The sequence below is a fragment of the Pseudomonas mendocina genome (assembly GCF_003008615.1).
Lineage (GTDB): Bacteria > Pseudomonadota > Gammaproteobacteria > Pseudomonadales > Pseudomonadaceae > Aquipseudomonas > Aquipseudomonas mendocina_C.
Genome location: NZ_CP027657.1, coordinates 2,395,447 through 2,420,725, shown reverse-complemented (window position 1 = coordinate 2,420,725; position 25,279 = coordinate 2,395,447). Strand labels below are relative to the sequence as shown.

At 62.8% G+C, this 25,279-nt stretch carries 21 protein-coding genes; 17 read left to right on the top strand and 4 right to left on the bottom strand.

What is annotated here, in order from left to right:
- Positions 1-80 precede the first annotated feature (80 nt).
- From C7A17_RS11205 to C7A17_RS27330, 6 genes are read left to right on the top strand one after another with little or no spacing between them, the layout of a single operon-like run.
- Positions 81-2,162 carry a type VI secretion system Vgr family protein gene (locus C7A17_RS11205; RefSeq protein ID WP_106738113.1) on the top strand — a complete coding sequence of 694 codons (2,082 nt, stop codon included), beginning with the start codon at positions 81-83 and terminating at the stop codon, positions 2,160-2,162.
- The gene (locus C7A17_RS11200; RefSeq protein WP_106738112.1) at positions 2,159-2,959 is read left to right on the top strand and encodes a DUF4123 domain-containing protein; all 801 of its coding nucleotides are present in this window, start codon (positions 2,159-2,161) and stop codon (positions 2,957-2,959) included. The genes C7A17_RS11205 and C7A17_RS11200 overlap by 4 nt, the downstream gene beginning before the upstream one ends.
- Positions 2,956-7,029, top strand: coding sequence for a toxin VasX (locus tag C7A17_RS11195; protein WP_106738111.1), 4,074 nt, complete (start codon positions 2,956-2,958; stop codon positions 7,027-7,029). Before C7A17_RS11200 ends, C7A17_RS11195 begins: the two co-directional genes overlap by 4 nt.
- A complete protein-coding gene (locus tag C7A17_RS26750) occupies positions 7,026-8,084 on the top strand; it encodes a hypothetical protein (protein ID WP_158704656.1) in 1,059 nt (352 codons plus the stop codon). The genes C7A17_RS11195 and C7A17_RS26750 overlap by 4 nt, the downstream gene beginning before the upstream one ends.
- The gene (locus tag C7A17_RS26745) at positions 8,084-8,221 is read left to right on the top strand and encodes a hypothetical protein (protein ID WP_158704655.1); all 138 of its coding nucleotides are present in this window, start codon (positions 8,084-8,086) and stop codon (positions 8,219-8,221) included. Before C7A17_RS26750 ends, C7A17_RS26745 begins: the two co-directional genes overlap by 1 nt.
- A complete protein-coding gene (locus C7A17_RS27330; protein ID WP_234035907.1) occupies positions 8,218-9,402 on the top strand; it encodes a hypothetical protein in 1,185 nt (394 codons plus the stop codon). The genes C7A17_RS26745 and C7A17_RS27330 overlap by 4 nt, the downstream gene beginning before the upstream one ends.
- A gap of 108 nt (positions 9,403-9,510) precedes the next feature.
- Here C7A17_RS27330 and C7A17_RS11175 read toward each other — a convergent pair whose 3' ends face one another.
- Positions 9,511-10,752: an MFS transporter gene (locus tag C7A17_RS11175; RefSeq protein ID WP_106738107.1), complete on the bottom strand. Its 1,242-nt coding sequence runs from the start codon at positions 10,750-10,752 to the stop codon at positions 9,511-9,513.
- A 122-nt stretch (positions 10,753-10,874) separates the two neighbouring features.
- Positions 10,875-11,813: a zinc ABC transporter substrate-binding protein ZnuA gene (gene znuA, locus C7A17_RS11170; RefSeq protein WP_106738106.1), complete on the bottom strand. Its 939-nt coding sequence runs from the start codon at positions 11,811-11,813 to the stop codon at positions 10,875-10,877.
- A 267-nt stretch (positions 11,814-12,080) separates the two neighbouring features.
- Here znuA and zur point away from each other — a divergent pair, with 267 nt between their 5' ends.
- From zur to C7A17_RS11130, 7 genes are all read left to right on the top strand, one after another.
- Positions 12,081-12,566: a zinc uptake transcriptional repressor Zur gene (gene zur, locus C7A17_RS11160; protein WP_106738105.1), complete on the top strand. Its 486-nt coding sequence runs from the start codon at positions 12,081-12,083 to the stop codon at positions 12,564-12,566.
- Entirely contained in the window at positions 12,563-13,351 is a 789-nt protein-coding gene (gene znuC / locus C7A17_RS11155; RefSeq protein WP_106738104.1) for a zinc ABC transporter ATP-binding protein ZnuC, read from the top strand. Before zur ends, znuC begins: the two co-directional genes overlap by 4 nt.
- Positions 13,351-14,139 carry a zinc ABC transporter permease subunit ZnuB gene (gene znuB / locus C7A17_RS11150; RefSeq protein WP_106738103.1) on the top strand — a complete coding sequence of 263 codons (789 nt, stop codon included), beginning with the start codon at positions 13,351-13,353 and terminating at the stop codon, positions 14,137-14,139. Before znuC ends, znuB begins: the two co-directional genes overlap by 1 nt.
- Before the next feature lie 117 nt (positions 14,140-14,256).
- Entirely contained in the window at positions 14,257-15,102 is an 846-nt protein-coding gene (locus C7A17_RS11145; RefSeq protein WP_106738102.1) for a PA5502 family lipoprotein, read from the top strand.
- Positions 15,103-15,287: 185 nt separating this feature from the next.
- Complete coding sequence (locus C7A17_RS11140) at positions 15,288-16,295, top strand: methionine ABC transporter ATP-binding protein (protein ID WP_106738101.1); 1,008 nt, start codon at positions 15,288-15,290, stop codon at positions 16,293-16,295.
- Positions 16,295-16,963 carry a methionine ABC transporter permease gene (locus C7A17_RS11135; protein ID WP_012020239.1) on the top strand — a complete coding sequence of 223 codons (669 nt, stop codon included), beginning with the start codon at positions 16,295-16,297 and terminating at the stop codon, positions 16,961-16,963. Before C7A17_RS11140 ends, C7A17_RS11135 begins: the two co-directional genes overlap by 1 nt.
- Positions 16,964-17,027: 64 nt before the next feature.
- On the top strand, positions 17,028-17,798 hold the full coding sequence (locus C7A17_RS11130) for a MetQ/NlpA family ABC transporter substrate-binding protein (protein ID WP_106738100.1): 771 nt from the start codon (positions 17,028-17,030) through the stop codon (positions 17,796-17,798).
- Between the two features lie 248 nt (positions 17,799-18,046).
- On the opposite strand, the gene C7A17_RS11125 is transcribed toward C7A17_RS11130, so the two are convergent.
- Both C7A17_RS11125 and C7A17_RS11120 read right to left on the bottom strand, forming a co-directional pair.
- Positions 18,047-18,475 (bottom strand): GFA family protein, encoded by a 429-nt coding sequence (locus tag C7A17_RS11125; protein WP_106738099.1) that lies wholly within the window; start codon positions 18,473-18,475, stop codon positions 18,047-18,049.
- A 157-nt stretch (positions 18,476-18,632) separates the two neighbouring features.
- Positions 18,633-19,526, bottom strand: coding sequence for a LysR family transcriptional regulator (locus tag C7A17_RS11120; protein WP_106738098.1), 894 nt, complete (start codon positions 19,524-19,526; stop codon positions 18,633-18,635).
- A 116-nt stretch (positions 19,527-19,642) separates the two neighbouring features.
- On the opposite strand from C7A17_RS11120, the gene C7A17_RS11115 reads away from it, so the two are divergent.
- The 4 genes from C7A17_RS11115 (at position 19,643) to C7A17_RS11100 (ending at position 25,206) form a co-directional block, all read left to right on the top strand.
- On the top strand, positions 19,643-20,899 hold the full coding sequence (locus C7A17_RS11115) for a D-amino acid dehydrogenase (RefSeq protein ID WP_106738097.1): 1,257 nt from the start codon (positions 19,643-19,645) through the stop codon (positions 20,897-20,899).
- 97 nt (positions 20,900-20,996) lie between these two features.
- Positions 20,997-21,353 carry a RidA family protein gene (locus tag C7A17_RS11110; protein WP_106738096.1) on the top strand — a complete coding sequence of 119 codons (357 nt, stop codon included), beginning with the start codon at positions 20,997-20,999 and terminating at the stop codon, positions 21,351-21,353.
- Between the two features lie 169 nt (positions 21,354-21,522).
- Positions 21,523-22,503, top strand: coding sequence for a TAXI family TRAP transporter solute-binding subunit (locus C7A17_RS11105; protein WP_106738095.1), 981 nt, complete (start codon positions 21,523-21,525; stop codon positions 22,501-22,503).
- 138 nt (positions 22,504-22,641) lie between these two features.
- Complete coding sequence (locus C7A17_RS11100) at positions 22,642-25,206, top strand: TRAP transporter permease (protein WP_106738094.1); 2,565 nt, start codon at positions 22,642-22,644, stop codon at positions 25,204-25,206.
- The last annotated feature ends 73 nt before the right edge of the window (positions 25,207-25,279 follow it).

The following is a 25,279-nucleotide window of genomic DNA, read 5'->3' as shown; positions in this document are numbered from 1 at the left end:
TGCCAGCACGGCGCGGCCGATTCGGTTACAACCTGGAGCGCGCCACGCGCCCATCATGGAATGATCGAGAGGAACAACGAATGTTCGCCCAGGCCAACCAGACCCATTTCAGTCTCAGCATCGAAGGCGTCGAGCACGACCTGCAGGTGCTCGAGTTCAGCGGGCGCGAGGCGGTCAGCCAGCCTTACGCCTTCGACGTGGAACTGATCAGCGAACGTCCCGACCTCGACCTGGAAAGCCTGCTGCATCAGCGCGCCTTTCTCGCCTTCGACCAGAATGACACCGGTATCCACGGCCTGATCCACCGCATCGCACAAGGCGAGTCCGGCAAGCACATGACGCGCTACCGACTGACCCTGGTGCCGCAGCTGGCCTACCTGGCTCATCGCACCAACCAGCGCATCTTCCAGCATCTGACGGTGGAGAAGATCATCGGCCAGGTGCTCGAGGAACACGGCATCCAGGCCGACGCTTATCAATTCCAGCTCGGCTCGATCTATCCCGAGCGCGAGTATTGCGTGCAGTACGACGAGAGCGACCTGCACTTCATCCAGCGCCTGTGCGAGGAAGAAGGTATCCACTACCACTTCCAACACAGCAACGAGGGCCACGTGCTGACCTTCGGCGACGACCAGACCGCCTTCCCGCGCCTGGCACCGTTGGCCTACCAGCAGGACACCGGCCTGGTGGCCGACGACCCGGTGATCAAGCATTTCGGCGTACGCGTGGAAACCCGCACCAGCCAGGTGACACGCCGCGACTACGACTTCGAGAAGCCGCGCCTGCAACTGGAAGCCAAGGCCGAAGGCGACGCCCAACCCAAGCTGGAAGACTACGACTATCCCGGACGCTACACCGACCGCGAACGCGGCAAGCACTTGGCCAAGCGCGCTCTGGAACGGCACCGCCACGACTTCGAGTTGGCCCAGGGCGACGGCGACTCACCGACGCTGGTCAGTGGTCACTTCCTCGACCTGAGCGAACATCCACGCCAAGAGTGGAACCAGCTCTGGCTGCTCACCGAAGTCCTTCATGAAGGTAAACAGCCGCAGGTGCTGGAAGAGTCGGTGACCAGCGACACCCAGCCTGCCGACGGTTTCACCCAGGGCTACCGCAACCGTTTCACTGCCACGCCCTGGGACGTGCCCTATCGCCCATCCCTGGCCCACCCGAAACCGCGCATCCTCGGCAGCCAGAGCGCCGTAGTCACCGGCCCGGCTGGCGAAGAGATCCATTGCGACCAATACGGCCGGGTGAAGGTGCAGTTCTTCTGGGATCGCGAGGGCCAGGCGGATGAAAAAACCAGTTGCTGGTTACGCGTCAGCTCCAGCTGGGCGGGTGATCGCTACGGCGCCATCACCATCCCGCGTATCGGCATGGAAGTGCTGGTCACCTTCCTCGAAGGCGACCCCGACCAGCCCCTGGTCACCGGCTGCCTGTACCACGCCGAACACGTGGTGCCCTACGAGCTGCCGGCGAACAAGACCCGCAGCGTATTCAAGACCCTCAGCAGCCCCGGCGGTGGCGGCTACAACGAACTGCGCATCGAAGATCGCAAGGGCGTCGAGCAGATTTACGTGCATGCCCAGCGCGACTGGGACGAGAACATCGAGCACGACCAGAAAATCCGCGTCGGCAACGAGCGCCACGACACCGTCGAGGCCAACGCCTACAGCCACTTCAAGGCCGAAGAACACCGCACCACCCACGGCGACCGCAAGACCGAGATCAAAGCCAACGATCACGTCACCGTTGGCGACAGCCAGCACATCAAGCTCGGCAACGGTCAATTCATCAAGGCCGGCCAGGAAATCCACCTCTCCAGCGGCTTGAAAGTCGTGCTCGAAGCCGGCAGCGAACTGACCCTCAAAGGCGGCGGCAGCTTCATCAAACTCGACGGCGGCGGCGTGACCCTGGTGGGGCCGGTGATCAAGATCAACTCCGGCGGTGCGCCGGGCAACGGCTCGGGGGCAGCGCCCATCATGCCGGGCGCAGCGAAGCCAGCGGATGCGGATGTACCGGGAGCATTGCTCAAACAGCGCCTACGTGAAGAGTTGCCCATCGTCGAGCTATGCCAGAAGCCCAAGGGCGGCACCCCGCTGCAATGCCCGCTGTCCGACTGTCCCTGCCGTAAGGCCATGACTGCTGGAGCCAGCGCATGAACACTGGGCGTTGGCTGCTGCTGGAGCGCACGGAGCATTTGCTGCCTGAGCTTTACAAGCTGGGAGAAGACCCGAATCCGATACGCCTGTTCGACAATACCGAGCTGGTCGCCTGCGAGGAAGAAAGCCCCCTGCTGATCAATGCACAGGCCAATCCCTCATTGCTGGCCGCCATGCAGGGCGAACCACTCGCCTGGCCCGGCCTGCTCCTGGAAACCCCAGCCATTGCACAAGACCTGCTGGCCCACCTACGCCATATCCTGTTCATTCGTTTCGACCAGGAGCGCCGCGGTGTACTGCGCTACTCTCGGCCTCGCACAGCCAGTTACTTCTTCTCGGAGTGCAATGCCGAAACACTGGCCACCTGGCTTGGCCCCATACAACGCCTGAGCTGGTATGGCAGCACCTGGCAGCAACACGCCGATGGCCAGGCAGCCTGGCGACACGTCGAAAACCAGCAAGCAAGCCTCTGGCGTCCGGCAACTGGCACGCCTGAACTGCACTTGAGCGCCTCTCAGGAACAGGCTCTGCAACGCCAACAAGGTGAACACTTTCTTTACCAGTGGTGGGAACGCCAGCACGGTATTGGCTTCCAAACGGCCTGGGATTATCTGAGTGCTGGCATGCAGGCCGGCTTCGTGACGGCTGAATCGCTGAGCGCCTACCTCGACCTGCGCCACGCCAACCCTCACACGACAGCGCCAGACGCGCTGCCACCCGGCACCGATCAGGAGCGCCTTGATGCCCTCGCCAGGCACCTGACCCAAAATACGACCGACAAGGAAAGCAGCGTATGAGCAACAACGTATGCGCACTGAGCAAAGGCGCCGCCTGCGAGGCCGGCAAGCTCATCGTCCAGGTAGTGGGCAAGGATCACCCAACTACCCAGAAGCTGGTCATTTATGACGAAGCCAACGCCACTCAGCTGGAATGGTTGACGCAACAGGACAAACCGGAAACCCAGACCAGCGATAGCTTCAGCAGCGTGCTGCATGTGTGGGACTGGGAGAGCCAGCCCAAGCGCAACCTATGGCTGGAAATCGCGGCGAGCGAAGGCGGGCCTATTCGCGTTCCGCTACATGAAGAACTTCGCGCCACGCCACGCCAACCCGAGCATGGCATGCAATGGAACCAGATCGTGCCCGTGGTTCCCATGACCGCCTTGCCAGGTTGCAGAAGCGAACAAGATCTGGGGGCTCCTGTCTTAGTACGCGCCGGCTTTGTCTATGTCTTCTATCGCAACAAGCTTTGGCGTGAACTCGAGGTTCGACAAACAGATGGCAAGACCACCTATCACGATGTGAATGTCGCACGATACCGGGACGGGACGGGCTTTCGCACTGGACTACGCAGAGCCAGCGGCGTCGCGCTCGATGATATCTGGCTCCCCGTGCAGTGGAACAATAGACACACTGTCGATGTACAGATGTGCTTCTCCGAAATCCAGCTCAGCGCCGCACGCCTTCAACGCCTGGAGCAGGATAGCGGCCTGCGTCGCAGCCGCTGCCAGAGCTTTGACCTACGGGCCACACGGGAAAAACTCCAGAGCCTTTACCAAGGCAAGCCCAACGGCCAGGCCATGCTCGAGGCTTTCTCCCAGTACGACATTCACGATTACGCCAAAAAAGGGGCAGCAGAGCGGGCCACCCCTACACGCCGCAATCTTTCCCTACATGTATTTCCAGTTTCCCTGGCAGCGCAACAACGGGTGCGTCGTCCGGGTTACGAGTGGCTGCTGGATCACCCTGGTCGTTATGTCTGTGATCTCACCGGAAAAATGCCGGAAGAAGCGCAAAAAGTAGCTCAAGCGTTCTCCGACAGTTGCGAAAATGCCAATCCGAGCAAGCCGGATACGCTGCTGGAAAGCGCTACGCTTCAAGCCTGCGTCGAAAAGCATCTGCCCAGCTCCCCATTGGGGCCGGACAAAACGGCGGCGCAGCCTGCAGCAGAGCTCTGGCAGGCACAAGCCGCCGAGCCGGACGTGCTGCTGAGTGCTCGCACACGTCAGCTCTGTGCGGTATTGCTCGAAGACCCGTTCTACCGTCTACGTCATCTGAAAAAGTGTGTGGAGACCCAGCAACAGCTACTACAAACCTGCATCAACCGGGCATCCCAGCACCCCCACCATGGCAGCGCACTGCTGGTTCAACAGATGGTGATTCCTCCCACCGTAGGTGGCCAGAAGAACCCGCTGCACGAAAGCATCAAGAAAATCAGTGATCGCGGCAAACGTGATATCAACCACTTCACCGCAACCCCCGAACGCATGCTGACCTGGAGCAATCTGGAGTATTGCCAGCGATTGCTCAGCCGCTGCCTGGATATCCCCCTCCACCAACAAGCACTGGCCGACCACCTGAGCCTCGATGGTTTCGAGTACCTGGCCGAATTCCACTTTGCCAGCCAGTTGCTGCCATTGCTCGCTACATCGCCTACGCAATTGGATCCACTCGCGGCCAGTGGCTGCATTACCGACGCGGTCAATAACCGTATGGTTTTCGCTCCAAACGAGACGCCAGGCCAGAAGCTGATCAGCAAGATCGCCAATGAAACAGCGCACCCGCTGCATAGCATGTTCTGGCCGGAGGTCACACCGGAAAAACTGATGGCTCCCTACCAGAAGCCAGCCCAACCCCAGCCCAATTCGGGCGATGGGAAATTTCGCCCGGAGGAACTGGCGAAACTGGAGAATCAGGAGGCCCCTGGTAGCGAACCCGTCACCCTGAATGCGGCCCTGCTGGCTGGGTTGCTTAAGGGCGGTAGCCTGCAGAGTGCATTGGTGGCCAATGCCAAAGCCTGTGCCAATGCGCTGCACGAAATTTACGGCAACTTTGCTGGAGCGGTTGAGGCCGCAGAAAGCGCGCTCAGCCAGGCACAGGAAAAGCAACGCAATGCCGAGCAGGATCGACGCCATGCTCAGCAGACTCGCAGCGACAGCCGACGCGATCAGGCGCAGGCCAGGCAAGAGCGGCAGGCAGCCGAACAGAACCAGCAACAAGCAGAAACTGCTCAACGTCAGGCCAATACAGACGCCCAACGCAGGAACCAGGAACTGGGTCAGGCTCGCCAGGCAGAACAAAACCAGCGCGCAGCCTTGGGTAGCGAAGCACGCCCCGCCGCGATCCGCCTCCATGGCCAGAGCATCGAACAGCTACGGGGCATGATGCGCGACAGCTTCGGCGAGGCGGTTCTCATACGCCGTAGCGCATTTAACGCAGGGGCTCACTACCTGTTTGGCCTGGAGGAACTGCCCAATAATGGCCAGCGCCCCGTCCGTATGTATGGCGAATATCAGGACGGCCAGGGCAATCTACTCGCCTCCAGCAACCAGCGCACCGCCCGCAGTGCTGGTCTAGAACAGGTAACGGGCGATCACCTGGTGCTGGTCATGCCGCGTAACCATCGTACAGCCCAAGGCGTGAGCCGCCTGAACCAGGCCATACGCGACGTGATGCAGGCGGAGCACGCCCAACGCAGCGCCCAGGCGGCACAGCGCCAAGCCTCGACACGGGCCAGCAGTGCAGCCCAGGAAACGGCCAGAGCGCGCACAGTCGAAACAGCGCAGAACAATCGAGCGCAAAGTGCGAACAGCACAGCTAAGGCTGCACGGCAAGCAGGGATAGAGGCCAGAAGCGGCCTGCAAGAAGCCGTTAATAACCTGCAAGGTCAACAGGGCAACCTGTATTACCGAGCGCTCAATGGCAAGGTCTTTCCGGCGTCGGTGCTGATGTTGGAGCTGTATAACGTCCAACTTGAATTGAACGCTAGAGGTACGACATCAGTAGAGAAAGGTAAGGAGAGAATGCGCCTTGGCGTCACTGGAGCTGTTTTGGATTTGCTGGTTGCGATGGAGACTCTTGGTTATAAATTAGCTGGCAATAACTCAATACTAGCTACCGCGCGTATAACTCTTTTCTCTGTATCAGAGCGTACCGCTACCCGCTGGCTGGGTGCGAAGCTTGGCGAACGCTTTATCGGAGCCATTACTGCTCGTCTGATCACCCAAAGTGCTGCCGGACTGATAATGGTCGGCATCTGCTTGTACGACGCCTGGTATGCATGGCGCTGGAACGACGACGCCATGTGGGGCTACCTGCTGATGGCCGGTGGTGCAGCAATAGGCGTGGTCAGTGGTTTCTTCGCAGGAACTGCCACCCTGCTGGGCCCCGCAGGCTGGTTGGCTTTGCTGCTGATCGGCAGCGGGGCCGGTATCGTCTACTGGCTCAGCAGCACCCCTCTAGAGGACTGGCTGGGCAACGGCCCCTTCGGCGACAACCGTAAGCACCCTCATCTGCAGGAACCCAAAGAGGCCTTCTATCGCCTGTTGGGCCTGTTCGCTGGCCCTACGGTCAAGGTAGAAACTAATCCCGCGTACACCCCTGGCGCCAAACTGGACAATAGCGACCCAACACCCCATGTGGTCAGGACGGCCAATACCGTGATCCGCATCGAGACCCACCTGCCCGGTCTGCTCGGCACTCAGGAGGGCGGCAGCATCCGCGCTGAATGCCGTTTGCGTAGTACCGAAACACTGTACCAGCACGGCCCGACGATCATGGCACCGGACATAATGGAAACCGACCTGCCCACCACTCAAGCCGTTACCCCGCTCGCCCAGATTGCCTGGCCCGGCTCGCTGACGCTCTATGTACACACACCGGAATCGCGCCGCTGGACGGGCAACACCCGCGACAGCAGCCTGTACCATGAATGGGGCGTACGCATGCAGGCTACCCTGCAGTTACCAGACGATACCTGGATCTTTCCTGCACCTTCACCCAAGACGCCCCGGCGCGATACCGCCAGCCAGGCGTTCTCGGCTCAACCGGAAGTTTTCTACCCTATCAAACCTGCCCTGGAATTATGAAGACCGACACCTACGCCCCTACCGCCTATCGCCCGGATCGCATTCCCCGGCAACAGCCCTCTGCCGAGCGATCCTGGCTCGGCAAGTTCGCCAAGATGCGTTTGCCTTGGGGCAATACCCGGGAACTGGCGCCGGCCAGCTCCTTTTATCAAGACAGTCCTGAAAGGTTACGTTTCAGAGCACAGGTGGAACGGGAGGATGCAGAAAAAAAAGCCCAGGGTACTTATGAGCCACGTATCACCGAAACAGTGGACTTTCATTATGTATACGATCATCAGCGTCATCGTTTTGCCCAGCTATCCATGGGGGGGCGCTTCTGGATGAATCTTTATGCGTTTGGAAAGTGGGGAGCCATTATTGTAGTGCCCATATATCTTCTAATTTGCATACTTCTTGCACTCGAATCAGAAATTGGCTTTGCTTCTGAGATGATCGATAGCATTTCAAGTGGCGCTTATATATTTTCACCGCTATTAATTAGCTGGGCGGTTGGTGGAATTATCACCCATAAATTCCCCAAACTCTGGGTCAAACCTTCCCGCGGCCCGCTCTGGGAGTTCAATCGCCAGACCGGCATGGTCACCGTCTTCGATTACGACAACAACGGTGAGTACAAGAAGAACGGCACCATCGGCGAACTGACTGCACCATTCCATGAATTCGACGCCTACCTCAGCAGCAGTCCTGATCGCCAGGGTCTGCCCATGAACGTGCTGCACCTGGCACACCGCTATCGCGATATCCATTTCTCCCTGGCCCCACTGCTGCACCAGAGCGACGATGCCAACGAGCACTTCGCCCTCTGGGACTATCTGCAGAACTATATGGACGTCAGCCGCCCACTACCGGATATCCCTTATCTGGAACAATATCGCCATCTCGACCCCACCACCGCCGAGCATGACCAGCGCACGGGGCGCGACCCGCGCTACTGGATCGATATGGACGACGCCACCTTCAAGACCAAGGTCGACGACATCCTTACCGACATCCGCCGGATCGATACCCTGCGCCGGCCCAATCTGATGGCCCAGTACTGCCAGTACATCGACTGATGACCGAAACCTACGCCCCTACCGCCTATCGCCCGGATCGCATTCCCCGGCAACAGCCCTCTGCCGAGCGATCCTGGCTCGGCAAGTTCGCCAAGATGCGTTTGCCCTGGGGCAATACTCAGAAACTCAAGGTATGAGCAACGAGACTTACGGATCTGCTGCCTATCGTGGCCAGGCACTACCCGCACTGCCACCAGCGATTCGCGACAGACAAGGGCTGTTCGACACTGCCTTGAAATGGGGACATTGCGCCAACCTGGATTCGATATTCGAGATCGAAGGCCAACTGATGAGCGAAGCACATCTGGCCTATGAGAGGCAAACCAAGGAGAGGCGTAAACAGCAGATCTATTGTGATGCTCAGAGATGGAACTTTGAAAACAGTGGCAAAACACTGCATTTCTTATTCATATTGAAAATCCTGAGCGTAACGTTGTTCTGTTTGCCATGGACAATCGAGCTGGCCGTGATCTCTGATCATGGCAGCATTATCATCCCCATCGGAGTGATAGCCTCCATATCAGCATTATGCTTGCATGCCACTTCAAGACCTTGGCTGACCTATATATTGGGTGGTGTACTTGGCGTAATAACTGCCGGTGTCATTGCCTGGCATCAAGGTGCGCTCTGGGGATACTGGAGTGAGCAAACGGCCTTCTGGTTTGGTGCCGCTCTACTTTTCATGGCCATCATCGGCGTCGACCTGCTGATCGGCCTTTATTCCCTGATCTATAACCACGACGGCAGCGGCTTCAACCGACGTGACGGCATGGTGCGTATCGGCAGGCGCTTCCGCTCTCCCTTCATCGCACCCTTCTATGAATTCGATCCGGTCATGCAACTGCAGATCACGCCTCATGGTGGGCATGACTACGTGCTCTGGCTGCATCATCGCTACACCGATAACCAGGTCTGCCTGGGCATGAAGATGCACAGCCTGGGCCTCGACAAGGCCAACCTCTACGCCTTCTGGGATACCCTGCAGCGTTACATGGATGTCGAGCAGCCGCTGCCCGACCTGCCCGTGCTGGAACAGAGTCGCCACCTTGACCCCGTTACCGCCGCCCATGATGCCGCCATCGGTCGCCCCGAGCGTTACTGGCGCGATCGCACCTTCGAGGACTGGAAGCGCAGTTCCGCGTCCCGGAATCTGAAGGAGAAGCTGACCAGCCCCCCCTGGCAACAGCAACCTTGCACCCTGCGGAACAAGATCGACCCGGCCCTAAACATCGAGACCTACTACCGCCGCCAGGAAGCCAGGGGCACCCAGGTTCCACCAAAGGGTAGCGGGGTCAACGAGGCTCTTCAGGGCTCATAAGCTACGCGTAACACATCCACCACCTGCACGGGCATCAGTGACAACCAGGCCCCGTGCTTCCTTAATTGCTGTTGAATGCACCAGCAACGCCTGCTCTCCGGGCCCTTATCAGCCCTGAACACGGCGCCCATACCTCAGGACGACCACCAGCACCAACATCCCCACCCCACCCGCAACTACGAACAACCCCTCATACCCCAACGCCTTGGCCAGCACCCCGCTGCTGGCCCCGACGAAGCCTGACAGCAGCAGCTGCGCCGAAGCCTGTAGAGTGAAGTCGGCGCCTTCGTGTTCCGGGCGGCACATGCGCATCATGGCGGCGAACAGGGCGACGGTGGACATGCCATCAGCCACCTGTTCGAACAGGGTCACGGCATAGACCAGGCCGGTGTTGGCGCCTTGCCCCACTAGCAGCGCCAGGGCGGCGATGCCGATGGCCTGCAGGACGCCGAACAGGATCAGTGCACGCAGCACGCCGATGCGTGCGTAGAGCAGGCCACCGAGCAAGGCGCCGCCGATGCCGGCCAGGCTGCTGATCAGGGTCAGCTGGCCAAGCGCTGCGGTACTCCAACCCTGATCCACCAGCATCGGTTTGATCATCGGCGAGCCCAGCGAGTCGCCCAGCTTGAAGGTCAGCACTACCGCCAGCCACAGCAGCATGCCGGGCTGCGCCAGCAGTCCGCGGTAGTGACTCAGCAGCAGGCGCGGGCCGAGGGCGGTTTCCGCCAGGGCCGGCTGGAACGGCAACACCCGACGCTCGGGAAACAGCCAGATCGGCACGGTCATCAGCAGGATCAGGCCAGCCACCAGACCGACCGCCAGGTTCCAGCCCAACGGGTCGATCACCAGCAGCAGGCCGCTGCCACTGACGATCATGCCAACCTTGTAGCCGCCCACCTGCAGGCTATTGCCCAGGCCGCGCCAGCGCTCCGGAAGCAGGCGCACGGTAAGGCCGTCGGTAGCCACATCCTGAGTGGAGGCCAGCAGGTTGATCAGCAGCAGCAAGCCGAGCAGCCACCACAGACCTTCGCTAAACAACGTCTGTGGTGCCAGCAGCGCCAGTACGGTCACACAGACAATCACTCCGCTTTGCAGCGGCAGGATCCAGCCACGATGGTGGCCCAGGCGCCTTGATGCCAGGCGGTCGATCCAGGGCGCCCAGAACACTTTCAGCAGCCAGGGTAACGCCAGCAGTTTGAGCAGGCCGATCAGTGCCAGATCTACGCCATGCTGACGCAGCAAAACTGGCAACGAGTGAGCGATCAGCCCGGAAGGCAAGCCCTGAGCGCAGTACAACGACGCCAGCAGCACCAGCGTGGCGTTGGACGGGCGAGGTGCAGTTGGCGACATGGCGAGCGCTCGCGGCAAAAGCGCAAGCCTAGTGGTTTGCGCCCGCAAGCGGCAACGTGAGGATGGTTACAGTTCGTAGGCTGGCGTGCACCGACCGCTGTCTGCGGTGCGTATGGCGCACCCTACAGATTACTGAGGCACTGCGTCAGGCCGGAGGCCAGATTCTCCAGCAGTTGTTCGTACCCGGTGGCGTTGACCGGCAAGGTGCCGCCCAAGGCATCGAGTTCGGCCAGCTTGACCGGCAGACCGGCCGTAAGGGTTTCGGCCAGGCGCGGGCGCAGCGGCGGCTCACTGAATACGCAGCTCGGCCCGGCCTGCTGCAGGGTCTTGCGCATCGCAGCGACATGACGCGCGCCGGGTTGCACTTCGGTCAGCACGCTGAATACACCGGCATGCTTGAGGCCGTAGACGGCTTCGAAGTAATCAAACGCCTCGTGGAAGACGAAATATGGCTTGCCTTGCAAGGCAGTCAATTGTGGGCGGATGCGGCCATCGAGCGCGTCCAGACGCGCCTCGAAGGCTTTCAGGTTGGTGGCATAACGCGCAGCGTTGGCAGCATCCAGCTTAGCCAGATCGGCAGCCATGCGCGCCGCGATCACACGGGCATTGTCCGCAGCCAGCCACAGGTGGGCATCCAGGCTGCCGGGACGGTGGTCGTGGTCATGACCCAGCTCATCAGCAGCATGCGCGTGCTCATCGGCATGCTCGTCGTGATCATGCTCGTCATGGCTGTCGCCAAAGTGACGCAAGGTCATGCCAGGCAGATCCTGCACCGCCACCTGCGGCTTGTCGCGGCTGCCCAGCACACGCGGGAGGAAGGCTTCCATGTCCGGGCCAATCCAGTACAGCAGGTCGGCATCGCGCACGCGGCGCACATCGGACGGCCGCAGCGCGTAATGATGTGGCGAGGCGCCGGGCGGCAGCAGCACCTCGGGTTCGCCGACACCGTCCTGCACCGCTGCGGCGATCAGTTGCAGCGGCTTGATGCTGGTAAGCAGGCGCACCTCTGCCTGGGCATTGGCGACGAAAAACAGGGCAAGCAGACAGAAAAGACGCGACACGGGGCATACTCGGATTGGATTGAAAGGCACCTCTAAAAACGTAGGCGAGGCAGTCAGCGCAAGGCGCAACGACCAACGGGAGTAACAGCCAAAGGCTGGCCCGAAGGGTGAGCGCCAGCGAATCAAACAGACGAAAAAGCGGAGTTTACGAGCTGTAAATGAGCATTTTGAGTCTGTTTTTAACGCAGCGATGGCAACGCAGGTAGTTTTTAGAGGCGCCCTGAACGGGTAACATAATAACGTCTCTTCCCAGCGCCGTCCTTGCCCATGACCGACATGCCCCTGGCTTCACGTCCCCACGACCATTCCCGCTGCGTCAGCCATGCACTGGCCGAGGCCGAGGCCATCTGTACCCGTCAGGGCTTGCGCCTGACCGCCTTGCGCAAGCGTGTGCTGGAGCTGGTATGGGCCAGCCACAAACCACTGGGCGCATACGACATCCTCGGCGTGCTGAGTGACGAGGATGGTCGCCGCGCCGCGCCGCCGACGGTGTACCGCGCTCTAGACTTTCTTCTGGAAAACGGCCTGGTACACCGCATCGCCTCACTCAACGCCTTCGTCGGTTGCAGCCACCCGGAACATGCGCACCAGGGCCAGTTCCTGATCTGCCGCAGTTGCCATGCTGCCATCGAACTGGAACAGCCGGCCATCAGCCAGGCCATCGTCGACGGCGCTGCAGGCGTCGGTTTCAGCGTGGAGAGCCAGACCGTCGAAGTCGTCGGTCTCTGCGCCGGTTGCAAGGCAGCAGCATGAACGACGCCCTGATCCGTCTCGACGGAGTCGCGGTCAGCTTCAACGGCCAGGCTGTGCTCGACGACGTTCAGCTCAGCGTGCAACCGGGCGAGATCGTCACCCTGATCGGCCCCAACGGCGCCGGCAAGACCACCCTGGTGCGCGTGGTACTCGGCCTGCTGCAACCGGAACGCGGCAACGTACGCCGCGCACCGCGCCTGCGCATCGGCTACATGCCGCAGAAGCTGCATGTCGATGCCACCCTGCCGCTGTCGGTGCTGCGCTTCCTGCGCCTGGTGCCGGGGGTGGATCGCAAGCTCGCACTGGCAGCACTGGCCGAGGTCGGCGCCGAGCAGGTGATCGACAGCCCGCTGCAGAGCATTTCCGGTGGCGAGATGCAGCGCGTGCTGCTGGCCCGCGCCCTGCTGCGCGAACCGCAACTGCTGGTGCTCGACGAGCCGGTACAGGGCGTCGACGTCGCTGGTCAGGCCGAGTTGTACCGACTGATCTCGCGGCTACGCGAGCGCCACGGCTGCGGCGTGCTGATGGTGTCGCACGACCTGCACCTGGTGATGAGCGCCACCGATCAGGTGGTCTGCCTCAACCGCCATGTGTGCTGTTCCGGTCACCCGGAGCAGGTCAGCTTTGATCCCGCCTTCATCGAGCTGTTCGGTCAGGATGCCAAGAGCCTGGCCGTCTATCACCACCATCACGACCACGATCACGACCTGCATGGCGGCGTGGTCAAGCCCGGCCTGACCATCCACGGCCCGGCCCACGTTCACGGCCCTGGTTGCAAGCACTGATGCCCGATTTTCTTCTCAACGCCCTGCTCGCCGGCCTGACGCTGGCCCTGGTAGCCGGCCCACTCGGCTCCTTCGTCGTGTGGCGGCGCATGGCCTATTTTGGCGACACCCTGTCCCATGCCGCCCTGCTCGGCGTAGCGCTGGGCCTGATGCTCGACGTCAGCCCAACCCTCACCGTGACCGTCGGCTGCGTGCTGCTGGCTGTGCTGCTGGTGACCTTGCAGCAGCGCCAGCCGCTGGCCTCCGACACCCTGCTCGGTATCCTCGCCCACAGCACCCTGTCACTGGGCCTGGTGGCGTTGAGCTTCATGCACGACGTGCGCATCGACCTGATGAGCTATCTGTTCGGCGACCTGCTCGCCGTCAGCCCTACCGACCTGGCCTGGATCATGGGGGGGAGCGCGCTGGTGCTGGCAGTGCTGGCCTGGCTGTGGCGCCCCCTGCTGGCAATCACGGTGCATGAAGAGTTGGCGCGGGTCGAAGGCCTGCCGGTAGCAGCGATTCGCCTGGCGTTGATGCTGCTGATCGCCGTGGTGATCGCTGTGGCGATGAAGATCGTCGGCGTGCTGCTGATCACCTCGTTGCTGATCATCCCGGCCGCTGCTGCCCAGCGCCATGCGCGCACGCCGGAGCAGATGGCGATAGGCGCCAGCCTGCTCGGCCTGGTGGCCGTGTGTGCAGGGCTCAGCCTGTCCTGGTACCAGGACACACCCGCAGGTCCGTCCATCGTGGTCAGCGCAGCCGCGCTGTTTCTGGCCAGCTTCGCGTTGCCCAAGCGCAACACCTGATGGCGTGCTCTGCGTAGCCCGGATGCAATCCGGGCTACGGCGCGGCCGATCGAGGTGAAATCAGCGGTACGAACCTGTATGATTGCGCGTTTTTTGCACAATTCGAGACGCGTAGTCATGAAGTCGTTCGCTTTTCGTGGTCTTCCTCTTTTTCTGGTTCTGCTGCTGGTCGGCTGCCAGAACACGCCGTCGCCCAGCGTGCCGCCTGTCGATGATCTGGTCATCGCCTTCCGCCAGCTCGACCTGAGCCTGGCCGAAGAACGCCTTGACGATGCGCGCGGTCAGCTCAGCGCGCTGCAGCAACGCGCCAGCCGCGACACGCGCCTGGAGCAGTACCAGCGCCAACTGGCCGAAGCCTACATGCAGCAAGGCCAGGAAGCGCTGCAACAGGGTGATCTGGATCGCGCCGCGCAGGCGCTGGGCCAGGCTCGCAGCCTGATGCCGCAAGCCCCGGCCCTGAGCCATGACCTCAACCAGGCCATCGACAGCGCCCGCTCTGCCCGCCAGGCAGCAGCCGAGCAGCAGGCCCGCGAAGCGGCCGCCAAGCTCGATGCCGAGCGCATGGAACAACTGCGCCAGCAACGCCTGGCCAGTGAACGCCAGGCCGCGGCCAAGACAGCAACCGCTCCCACAGCTGCGAGCCAGCCGACACCCGTGGTCGAGAGCACACCCAAAGCACGCCTGATCGACCCGAGCGCCGCCACCAGCGTCGTGGCGTTGCCTATGCTGGACAGCCAGGACAACGAAAACCTGCGCCGGCTGCTCGACGGCGTGGCCGCCGATGTCGTGACCTTTCGCTGTGCGGTGCGCATCGAAGTACGCGAGGCCAAGGATTACCCCTGGGTCGCGGCGCTGCTCTCGGCGCGGATCAAGAAGCTCGACCCGAGCTTCCGTCCGCAGTTGAGCCAGAAGATCGCGCCACAACAGGTACCGCGCCTGCTGTTGAGCCCACAACGCAACTAAGGAAGGGCGCTCGCACTACCGCTGATCGGTAATGCCATTTTGTAATAAACATAGGCCTACAAAGATTTTCTCGGCCTAAACACTGCCGGGTAAACTAGCGCACTTTTGCGCCCTACCCGGCGCTCGATGGCCGGCTCGACAACCCTCTGGAGCCGGCGACTGAACACACCCAAAAGGTCGTTCGCGTGATCCAGTTTCAATCCGTCCACAAGGCCTACCGCGTCGCAGGCCGCGAGATTCCGGCACTGCAGCCCACCACGCTGCAGGTCGGCAGCGGCCAGGTGTTCGGCATCATCGGCCATTCCGGCGCCGGCAAGAGCACCCTGCTGCGCCTGATCAACCGCCTGGAGGAACCTTCCGGCGGTCGCATCGAGATCGACGGCATCGACGTCACCGCACTCGACGCAGGCGGCCTGCGCCGCTTCCGCCAACAGGTCGGGATGATCTTCCAGCACTTCAACCTGCTGTCGTCGAAGACCGTCGCTGACAACATCGCCATGCCGCTGCGCCTGGCCGGCGAGCTGAGCCGCGCCGAGATCGACGCCCGCGTCGCCGAGCTGCTGGCCCGCGTCGGCCTGCAGGATCACGCCAACAAATACCCAGCGCAGCTCTCCGGTGGGCAGAAGCAGCGCGTTGGCATCGCCCGTGCGCTGAGCACGCGGCCAAAGATCCTGCTGTGCGACGAGGCCACCAGCGCCCTCGACCCGCAAACCACTACTGCCGTGCTGCAGTTGCTGGCCGAGATCAACCGCGAGCTGGGCCTGACCATCGTACTGATCACCCACGAAATGGACGTGATTCGCCGCGTCTGCGACCGCGTGGCGGTGATGGATGCCGGCGTCATCGTCGAGGAAGGCCCGGTAGCCGAGGTGTTCCTGCACCCGAAGCACCCGACCACACGGCGCTTCGTGCAGGAGTCCGAGCACGTCGACGAGGCCGAACAGCGCGATGACTTCGCCCATGTCGAAGGCCGCATCCTACGCCTGACCTTCCAGGGCGACGCGACCTACGCGCCGCTGCTGGGCACCGTGGCCCGTGAAACCGGAGTGGACTACAGCATCCTCGCCGGGCGCATCGACCGCATCAAGGACACTCCCTACGGCCAGCTCACCCTGGCCCTGACCGGTGGCGACATCGACGCCGCGCTGGCGCGCTTCGGCGCCGCCGACGTGCATCTGGAGGTACTGCGCTGATGCTCGAACAACTGCTGCCCAACGTGTTCTGGCCGGAAATCTGGCAGGCCAGCCTCGACACCCTGAACATGCTGCTCGGCTCGATGCTGTTCACCGTGCTGCTCGGCCTGCCGCTTGGCGTGCTGCTGTTCCTCACCGGCCCGCGCCAGCTGTTCGAGCAGAAGGCCCTGTACGGCGCGCTGTCGCTGGTGGTGAACATCCTGCGCTCGGTACCCTTCGTCATCCTGCTGATCCTGATGATTCCCTTCACCGAGCTGTTGGTCGGCACCTCGCTGGGCGTCGCCGGCGCCATACCGCCACTGGTGGTTGGAGCCACGCCGTTCTTCGCGCGCCTGGTGGAAACCGCCCTGCGTGAAGTGGAACGCGGCATCATCGAGGCGACCCAGGCGATGGGCGCCACCACCTGGCAGATCATCACCCGCGCGCTGCTGCCCGAGGCGTTGCCCGGCCTGCTCGCGGCCACCACCGTCACCGCAATTACCCTGGTGTCCTACACCGCCATGAGCGGCCTGATCGGCGGCGGCGGCCTCGGCGACCTGGCGGTGCGCTACGGCTACCAGCGCTACCAACCGGACGTCATGGCCGTGACCGTGATCCTGCTGTTGATTCTGGTGCAGGTGTTGCAGATGGTCGGTGATCGACTGGTCGTACATTTTTCTCGTAAGTAATGATGAAAAGCGGCGACTCGCCACCCGCGAGACCCGCGCCAACCTTCCCAAAAGGAACCTTAATATGAAGAAACTGCTGACTGTCATCGCCGCCTGCGCGGCCTTCTCGGCCCAGGCCGAAACCCTCAACGTCGCCGCCACCCCGGTGCCGCACGCGGAGATCCTCGAGTTCGTCAAACCGGCCCTGGCCAAAGAAGGCGTGGAGCTGAAGGTGCGCGTGTTCACCGACTACGTGCAGCCCAACCTGCAAGTGCAGCAGAAGAACCTCGACGCCAACTTCTTCCAGCACCAGCCGTACCTGGACGAGTTCAATGCCAGCCGCAAGACCGACCTGGTCAGCGTTGCCGGCGTGCACGTCGAGCCCTTCGGCGCCTACTCCAGCAAGATCAAGAACCTGAGCGAGCTGCCGCAAGGCGCTACCGTGGCCATCCCCAACGATGCCACCAACGGCGGCCGCGCCCTGCTGCTGCTGCAGAAGGCCGGCGTGATCAAACTCAAGCCGGAAGCCGGCATCCTCGCCACGCCGAAAGACATCGTCGAGAACCCAAAGGCGATCAAGGTGCGTGAACTGGAAGCAGCCACCCTGCCGCGCGTACTGAGCCAGGTCGACCTCGCCCTGATCAACACCAACTACGCCCTGGAAGCCAAGCTGAACCCGACCAAGGACGCCCTGGCCATCGAAGGCAGCGACTCGCCGTACGTGAACATCCTGGTCACTCGCGCCGACAACAAGGACAGCGAGGCCGTGCAGAAGCTGGTCAAGGTCCTGCACAGCGCCGAGGTGAAGCAGTTCATCGAAGAGAAGTACCAGGGCGCCGTCGTACCGGCGTTCTGATCGCCGGCTAGCCAGCCTGTAGCACCCGATGCCGCGTAGCGTTCGACTACGCGGCATTTTTATTGGGCGAGATTTGCAGCAAGTAGGGAGTACCGAACGGCGATCCGATGGGACGTCGTGATGCCGGACTTGGCATGGCCCGGCGGACTGTTCGCTGGCGCTCCTGAGTCCGCCCTACGAGTTGCCCCCGATGCCGCGCCGCTGAAGAGCCGCGCGGCATTTTCATTTCTGCGTGATGAACAGGCCGCTCACGACGGGATAAAGCGCAGCACGCCGGCTTGCCGCGGCCCGGCGCCGGTAGGATCGTCACTGGGATGGGCGATGCCATCGCTGACCGGCACCTCAGCGAAGTCGAACGGGCTGATGCCCTCCAGGCAAGCCACATTGACGCCGTACTGATGGGGATTGGAGCGGCGCTGGTGGTGGGTGTAGATGCCGCAGCGCGAGCAGAAGAAGTGCTTCGCGCTGTGGGTGTTGAAACTATAGGTGGTCAGCAGGTCTTCGCCCTGCAGGATACGAAAACCGGCCAGCTCGGCCGAGACCGCCACCGCCCCACGCATCCGGCAGTAGGAGCAGTTGCAGCGCCGCGCAGTATGCAGGCCATCGCTCAAGGTCACGTGAAAGCGCACACCGCCGCAGTGACAGGCACCGTTGATCTCGCCGATATCCTTGTTCATCGCCATCCTCTCAGTTCGATCGGGCACGACAGCATAAGCCAAACATCGAGCGAACAGCCTTGGGCGCCGGGAGAGGCGACATTCGGCAGCGTCGCCCGTAGGGTGCGCCGTGCGCACCTTGCAGGCACCGCATATGCCCAGGTGCGCACGGCGCACCCTACCTCATCAATACCGCGGCTTCCTTGCCCAGCTCCTCCAGCAACCCCTCCAACGCATCACTGGCCCCTTCGTCTGGGCGCGTCAACGCATAGAACTTGACCGGCAACATAGGCCGCAACGCCCGAACCTGAATCGGCGCCCCCGGGCCATAACCGGTCAGCGGATCGACCACGGCCAGCCCCAGCCCTTCGGCGACCAGCGAGCGCGCCAGCAGCCAGGTCTGCACGCGCGCGACCACCCGTGGCGGCTGCGGCGTCTCGCCCAGGTGGTGATCGAGCAGGCTGCCCAGCGCGTCACGGGTGTCCAATGCCAGCAACGGCTCGCCGCCCAGTTCCTGGATATCCAGCGGCTCGTCCAGGCTGGACACAGGCCAGTGCCCGGGCGGCGCGATCACCACCATCTGCCCCTGCGCCAGGGTGCGCATGCTCAGGCCGGCATGCTTGGGATCCTGCAACGTCAGCGCCAGATCACTCTCGTGCAGTAACAGATTCTCCACCAGCTCCGGGGTGTGGTGAGTCGCCAGCTCGTATGGCACGCCCGGAAAACGCTTCATCCAGCGCGGAATAACCTTGGGTAATAGTGATTGTGCCAGGCTCGGCGTGGCCACCACCCGCAAGCTGCGCGCGCTCTGCTGACGCAGCCCACCGGCCAGGCGCCGGGCGCGCTGCAGCTCTTCGAATACCCGAGCCGTAGACTGCTCGAGGATTCGCGCTTCCGGGGTCGGCAATAGTTGACCACGCACCCGCTTGAACAGGGTAAAACCCAACTGCGCCTCGGCGTGCTGTAGCGCTTTGCTCGCCGCCGGCTGAGAGACATTGAGCAGGCTGGCGGCACCGGTCACCGAACCGGTCTGCAGGATCGCCTGGAAGATTTCGATATGGCGCAGGCGCACGGCGTAACCCTCAAGAACATAACCAAAGGTAATACTCTAGGGCCATCTATTCATTGGTTCCAGCCTGCGAGGCGCCGCTACAGTCCGACGCATGTTTCATTGGTCGAGGCTGTGACATGTCCAAGCAGGTTGCCATCATTGGCGGTGGCGTCATCGGGATGGCCAGTGCCTATGCACTGGTGCGCGCCGGGCATCAGGTAACCCTGATCGAGGCGCAGCCCCAACCTGGCCTGGAGACCAGCTTCGCCAATGGCGGCCAGCTCAGCTATCGCTACGTGTCGCCGCTGCCGGATGCCGGCGTGCCACTGAAAGCCATCGCCTGGATGTTGCAGGGCGCCAGCGCGCCCCTGCAGTTCCGCCCACGCCTGTCGACCGAACAGTGGCAGTGGTGCCTGAATTTTCTCGCCGCCTGCCGCAGCTCGGTGAACCGGCGCAATGGCAGCCACCTGCTGCGCCTGGCCCTTTACAGCCAGGCGATACTGCAACAGTGGCGAGAGCAGGATGGCCTCGACGGCTTCGCTTGGAAGCGCAACGGCAAGCTGGTGGTGTATCGCTCACCAGCCACCTTCGCTGCTGCCGCCAGCAAGATCGCAGAAGGCGACGAACAACGAGCGCTCTCGGTCGACGAATGCCTGGCGCTGGAGCCCGCGCTGGCCAATGTGGCCGGCAAGCTGGCTGGCGGCATCTTCAGCGCATCCGACGAGGCTGCCGACTGTTTCCTGTTCTGCCAGGCACTGGAGCAGAACCTGCAAGCCAGCGGTCGTTACTGGCGCCTGCGCGATCAGGTTACCGGCACCCGCCGCGAGGGTTCCCATATCCAGGCCCTGACTCTGGCCAACGGCTCGGAGCTGGAAGCGGACGAGTTCATCCTCGCCGCCGGCAATGGCAGCCAGGCGATCGCTGCACCGCTGGGTATCAAGCTGGGGCTCTATCCGCTCAAGGGCTACAGCCTGTCGCTGCCTGCCGCCAACGGCGATGGTTGCCCGCAGATCAGCGTCACCGATTTCGACCGCAAGACGGTCTACGCCCGCCTCGATGGCCAGCTTCGAGTGGCCGCCATGGTCGACATTGGCGCCCGTGACAACCAGGTCGACCCACGGCGCATGCAGGCGCTACGCGCCAATTGCGCAGAAACCTTTCCCCGCGCCGGTCGTTACGCCGAAGCGCGCGAGTGGGCCGGCCAGCGTCCGTCCACCGCCACCGGCACGCCGCTACTGGGTGCCACGCCTTACGACAACTTCTGGCTCAACGTCGGCCACGGCAGCCTCGGTTTCACTCTGGCCTGCGCCAGCGGCCAGATTCTCGCCGAACTGATCGGCGGCGCAGCCAGCCCCATCGACCTGACCGGCCTGAGCCCAAGGCATAGGCCGTAGGGTGGGCCGGGCGGCGATCCGCTTCAGCCCACCGAGTTGGCCTTGAAACGGTGGGCTGAAGCCCACCCTACTTCAACTTCCAGCATGAGGTAATCACATGAGCATCCAGCGTATCGACAGCAACCCTCGCCTCAGCGGCGCGGTGATCCACGGCGGGCTGGTCTACCTGTCCGGTCAGGTGCCAACCGACCGCAGCCAGGACTGCGCCGGACAGACCCGCGAAGTCCTGGCCAAGATCGACGATCTGCTGGCCCGCGCCGGCACCGACAAGACTCGTCTGCTCACTGCGCAGATCTGGCTGAAAGATATTGCGACAGACTTTTCGGCCATGAACGAGGTATGGGCTGCCTGGTTGCCGCAAAATAGCGCACCTGCCCGCGCCACCCTTCAGGCTCCGCTGGCATCCGAGGATGTACTGGTGGAAATCATGCTGACCGCCGCCCTCCCGGAGTGAGCCTGAGACTGTTCGGAATTTCGCGAGCCGAAGCCTGCTCCTGATGCAGCAGTGCTGAAGCGCAGCGAGCCTTGAACAGGGTTAAGTGGCGCGGTGATAGCCATTGGATAGGCAAGGCCTGCGGTTTGGGCCAAGCACAACAATCGACTAGAACAACAGGAAGCATCCCATGAAGAAATTCGCGATTTCCGGTGTATTCACCTCCGTGGCAGCGGCATTGGCCCTGTCCGCCACCAGCTCGCTCAGTCATGCGCAGGAGCGCTTCGTCACCATCGGCACCGGCGGCCAGACCGGCGTCTACTACGTTGCCGGGCAGTCCATCTGCCGTTTCGTCAACCGCCTGGGCACCGACCAGGGCGTGCGTTGCAACGCACCGTCCACCGCCGCCAGCGTGTACAACATCAACGCCCTGCGCACCGGTGAATTCAACTTCGGCTTCATCCAGTCCGACCACCAGTACAAGGCCATGAACGGCCTGGCGCCGTTCGACAAGCAAGGCCCGATGGAAGAGATGCGCAGCGTGCTGTCGATGCAGACCGAGGTGCTGACCATCCTCGCCAGCGTCGCCTCCGGCGTGGAAAGCTTCGATGACCTGGCCGGCAAGCGCGTCAACATCGGCGTACCGGGTTCGGGTAGCCGCGACACCTTCGAAGAAGTCATGGAAGCCAAGGGCTGGACGCGCTCCAGCTTCGCTCTGGCCGCTGAACTGCGTCCTGCCGAAATGGCCTCGGCCATGGCCGACAACCGCCTGGACGTGATGACCTATGTGGTTGGCCACCCCAACGGCGCGATCCAGGAAGGCCTGAGCGTGGTCTCCGGCAAACTGATCCCGGTGGAAGGCCCGGACATCGACAAATTCCTCGAAGAGAAAACCTACTACATCAAGACCGAAGTGCCTGGCGGCCTCTATCCGGGCGTCGACCAGCCGGTGCCGTCGCTGGGTGGCAAGGCGCTGCTGGCAGCCAGCAGCAAGACCGATCCGGAGCTGGTCTACCTGGTGGTCAAATCGATCTTCGAGAACTTCGACCGCTTCAAGCGCCTGCACCCGGCCTTCGCCAACCTCGAAGAGAAGGAGATGATCTCCGCCGGTCTGAGCGCCCCGCTGCATGAAGGTGCCGAGCGTTACTACAAGGAGCGTGGCTGGCTCTGACAGAGTCGCCACCCCGCCTGCTGCGGCCTGAGCCGGGCAAGCGGAGAGACCACTCGCGCACTGCCGCGAGTGGTGCTCGCGTCACCGAGATTACCGGCCGATCCTTCAGGATCGGCCGTTTGATTTGGAGCTGCACCCATGAATCAACAGAGCGCTGCCGAACTCGCGGCCCAGGAAACCGGTGCTCGATCCCCGAGCGGGGTGATGGCCGGGCTGATTGCCGCCCTAGCCCTGAGCTGGTCGCTGTTCCAGTTGTGGCTGGTTTCACCCCTGCCGTTCATTTTCAGTTTTGGCATCTTCAATGATGCCGAAGCCAGGGCCATCCACCTGGCCTTCGCCCTGACCCTGGCCTTTCTGGTCTACCCCGCCTTCAGTCGTTCACCGCGCAGCCACGTGCCCTGGCACGACCTGCTGTTCGCTCTGCTGGCTGGCGCGGCGGTGCTCTACCTGTTCATCTTCTACCGCGAACTCTCCAGCCGGCCAGGCACACCGACCAGCCTCGACCTGCTCACCGCGCTGATCGGCATCCCGCTGTTGCTGGAAGCCACGCGCCGCAGCCTCGGCCCTGCGCTGGCGGTGATCGCCCTGGTGTTTCTCGTCTACTCCGTCGCCGGCCCGTGGATGCCCGGCATGCTGTCGCACCGCGGCGTGTCCTGGGAGGCGCTGGCCAACCACCAGTGGCTGAGCAGCGAAGGTGTATTCGGCGTGGCGCTGGGCGTGTCCACGGCCTTCGTCTTTCTCTTCGTGCTGTTCGGCGCCATGCTCGACCGCGCCGGCGCCGGCCATTACTTCATCCAGCTGGCGTTCTCCATGCTCGGGCACATGCGTGGCGGCCCGGCCAAGGCCTCGGTGATCGGCTCGATGCTGACCAGCCTGATGTCCGGTTCGTCGATCGCCAACGTGGTCACCACCGGCCCCTTCACCATTCCGATGATGAAGAAGGTCGGCTACCCCGGCACCAAGGCCGCCGCCATCGAAGTGGCCGCCTCGACCAACGGCCAGATGATGCCGCCGGTGATGGGCGCTGCGGCCTTTCTGATGATCGAGTACGTCGGTATTCCCTATGTCGAGGTGCTCAAGCACGCCCTGCTGCCGGCGACCATTTCCTACATCACCCTGCTCTGGCTGGTGCACCTGGAAGCAGTCAAGCTGGGCATGACCGGCCTGCCACGGCCGACGCCGAAGCCCCTCCTGCTGCGCCTGATGACCCTGAGCTTCGGCATCGCCCTGGTCAGCGCCCTGGCCCTGGCCGTGTACTACGGCCTCGGCTGGCTCAAGCCGCTGTTCGGCAACAATGCCGGCTGGGTGATCGCCGGGCTGATCGCCGTTGCCTACCTGGTGCTGATCCGCATCTCCGCCGGGGTCGAACAGCTCGCGGCAGAAGACCCGGAGACCGCCCTGACCCAGTTGCCGGACACACGCAAGGTGTTCCTCTCCGGCCTGCACTTCCTGCTGCCGATGGTGATCCTGGTCTGGTGCCTGATGGTCGAGCGCCTGTCCCCCGGCCTGTCGGCCTTCTGGGGCGTGCTGTCGCTGATCGTCATCCTCATCACCCAGCGCCCGCTGCTCAACCTGATGCGCCGCGACCCGCTGCGTCGCGCCGGCACCCTGCGCAATGGTCTGCATGACCTGTACGCCGCGCTGCAGGCTGGTGCCCGCGGCATGATCGGTATCGGCGTGGCCACCGCCACCGCCGGCATCGTGGTCGGTGCCATCTCGCAGACTGGCGTCGGCATCGTTCTCGCTGACCTGGTGGAAACCCTGTCGATGGGTAACCTGCTGCTGATGCTGGTGCTCACCGGGGTGTTCTGTGTGGTGCTCGGCCTCGGCCTGCCTACCACTGCCAACTACATCGTGGTGTCGTCGCTGATGGCGCCGGTGATCGTCTCGCTCGGCCAGCAGCATGGTCTGGTGGTACCGCTGATCGCGGTGCACATGTTCGTCTTCTACTTCGGCCTGCTGGCCGACTCCACACCACCGGTGGGGCTGGCCTCGTTCGCCGCAGCGGCGATCGCCAAGGACGACCCGATCAAGACCGGTATCCAGGCCTTCATCTACGACGCGCGCAGCATCGTCTGGCCGTTCATGTTCATCTTCAACACCGACCTGTTGTTGATCGACGTGACCGTCACCCAGGGCATCATCACCTTCTTCAGCGCCACGCTGGCGATGCTGGTGTTCGCCTCGGCCACCCAAGGCTGGTTCATCACCCGCAACCGCTGGTTCGAACTGCCGCTGCTGCTACTGATCTCCTTCACCCTGTTCCGCCCGGACTTCTGGCTGGATCGCATCACCCCGCCCTACCACAGCGAACCACCGGCACGCTTCGCCGAAGCGCTGGAGCGGGCCGGACCCGGCGACGATCTACGCCTGGTGGTGCGTCAGGAGGAAGTGGATGGCAGCACCCGCGACCTGACGGTGATGTTCAAGGTGCCAGACAGCGTGCCCGAGGAACGCCTGGAGGCCCTGGGTCTGACGCTGTATGAAGAAGGCGAACGCACCCTGATCGACGCGGTGAGCTTCAGATCGGCAGCCGAACGCGCCGGCCTGCAGTTCGACCAGGAGATCCTCGAGCTGCAGATGGAAACCCACCGCCCTCCCAAGGAGATCATGTGGATTCCAGCGGTTCTCCTGCTCGGCCTGATGGGCTGGCTGCAACTGCGCCGGGCGCGAGCGCAGCAACTGCCACAGACCTTGTTCTGAACGAAAAAGGCGCTCCGCTGGAGCGCCTTTGGGTAGGGTGTGCCACCGCCGGTGCGCACGGCGCACCCTACGG

Coding starts and splice junctions, on each gene's coding strand:
- C7A17_RS11205 (WP_106738113.1), top strand. CDS start 81: ATGTTCGCCCAGGCCAACCAGACCCATTTCAGTCTCAGCATCGAAGGC.
- C7A17_RS11200 (WP_106738112.1), top strand. CDS start 2,159: ATGAACACTGGGCGTTGGCTGCTGCTGGAGCGCACGGAGCATTTGCTG.
- C7A17_RS11195 (WP_106738111.1), top strand. CDS start 2,956: ATGAGCAACAACGTATGCGCACTGAGCAAAGGCGCCGCCTGCGAGGCC.
- C7A17_RS26750 (WP_158704656.1), top strand. CDS start 7,026: ATGAAGACCGACACCTACGCCCCTACCGCCTATCGCCCGGATCGCATT.
- C7A17_RS26745 (WP_158704655.1), top strand. CDS start 8,084: ATGACCGAAACCTACGCCCCTACCGCCTATCGCCCGGATCGCATTCCC.
- C7A17_RS27330 (WP_234035907.1), top strand. CDS start 8,218: ATGAGCAACGAGACTTACGGATCTGCTGCCTATCGTGGCCAGGCACTA.
- C7A17_RS11175 (WP_106738107.1), bottom strand. CDS start 10,752: ATGTCGCCAACTGCACCTCGCCCGTCCAACGCCACGCTGGTGCTGCTG.
- zur (WP_106738105.1), top strand. CDS start 12,081: ATGACCGACATGCCCCTGGCTTCACGTCCCCACGACCATTCCCGCTGC.
- znuC (WP_106738104.1), top strand. CDS start 12,563: ATGAACGACGCCCTGATCCGTCTCGACGGAGTCGCGGTCAGCTTCAAC.
- znuB (WP_106738103.1), top strand. CDS start 13,351: ATGCCCGATTTTCTTCTCAACGCCCTGCTCGCCGGCCTGACGCTGGCC.
- C7A17_RS11145 (WP_106738102.1), top strand. CDS start 14,257: ATGAAGTCGTTCGCTTTTCGTGGTCTTCCTCTTTTTCTGGTTCTGCTG.
- C7A17_RS11135 (WP_012020239.1), top strand. CDS start 16,295: ATGCTCGAACAACTGCTGCCCAACGTGTTCTGGCCGGAAATCTGGCAG.
- C7A17_RS11130 (WP_106738100.1), top strand. CDS start 17,028: ATGAAGAAACTGCTGACTGTCATCGCCGCCTGCGCGGCCTTCTCGGCC.
- C7A17_RS11125 (WP_106738099.1), bottom strand. CDS start 18,475: ATGAACAAGGATATCGGCGAGATCAACGGTGCCTGTCACTGCGGCGGT.
- C7A17_RS11115 (WP_106738097.1), top strand. CDS start 19,643: ATGTCCAAGCAGGTTGCCATCATTGGCGGTGGCGTCATCGGGATGGCC.
- C7A17_RS11110 (WP_106738096.1), top strand. CDS start 20,997: ATGAGCATCCAGCGTATCGACAGCAACCCTCGCCTCAGCGGCGCGGTG.
- C7A17_RS11105 (WP_106738095.1), top strand. CDS start 21,523: ATGAAGAAATTCGCGATTTCCGGTGTATTCACCTCCGTGGCAGCGGCA.
- C7A17_RS11100 (WP_106738094.1), top strand. CDS start 22,642: ATGAATCAACAGAGCGCTGCCGAACTCGCGGCCCAGGAAACCGGTGCT.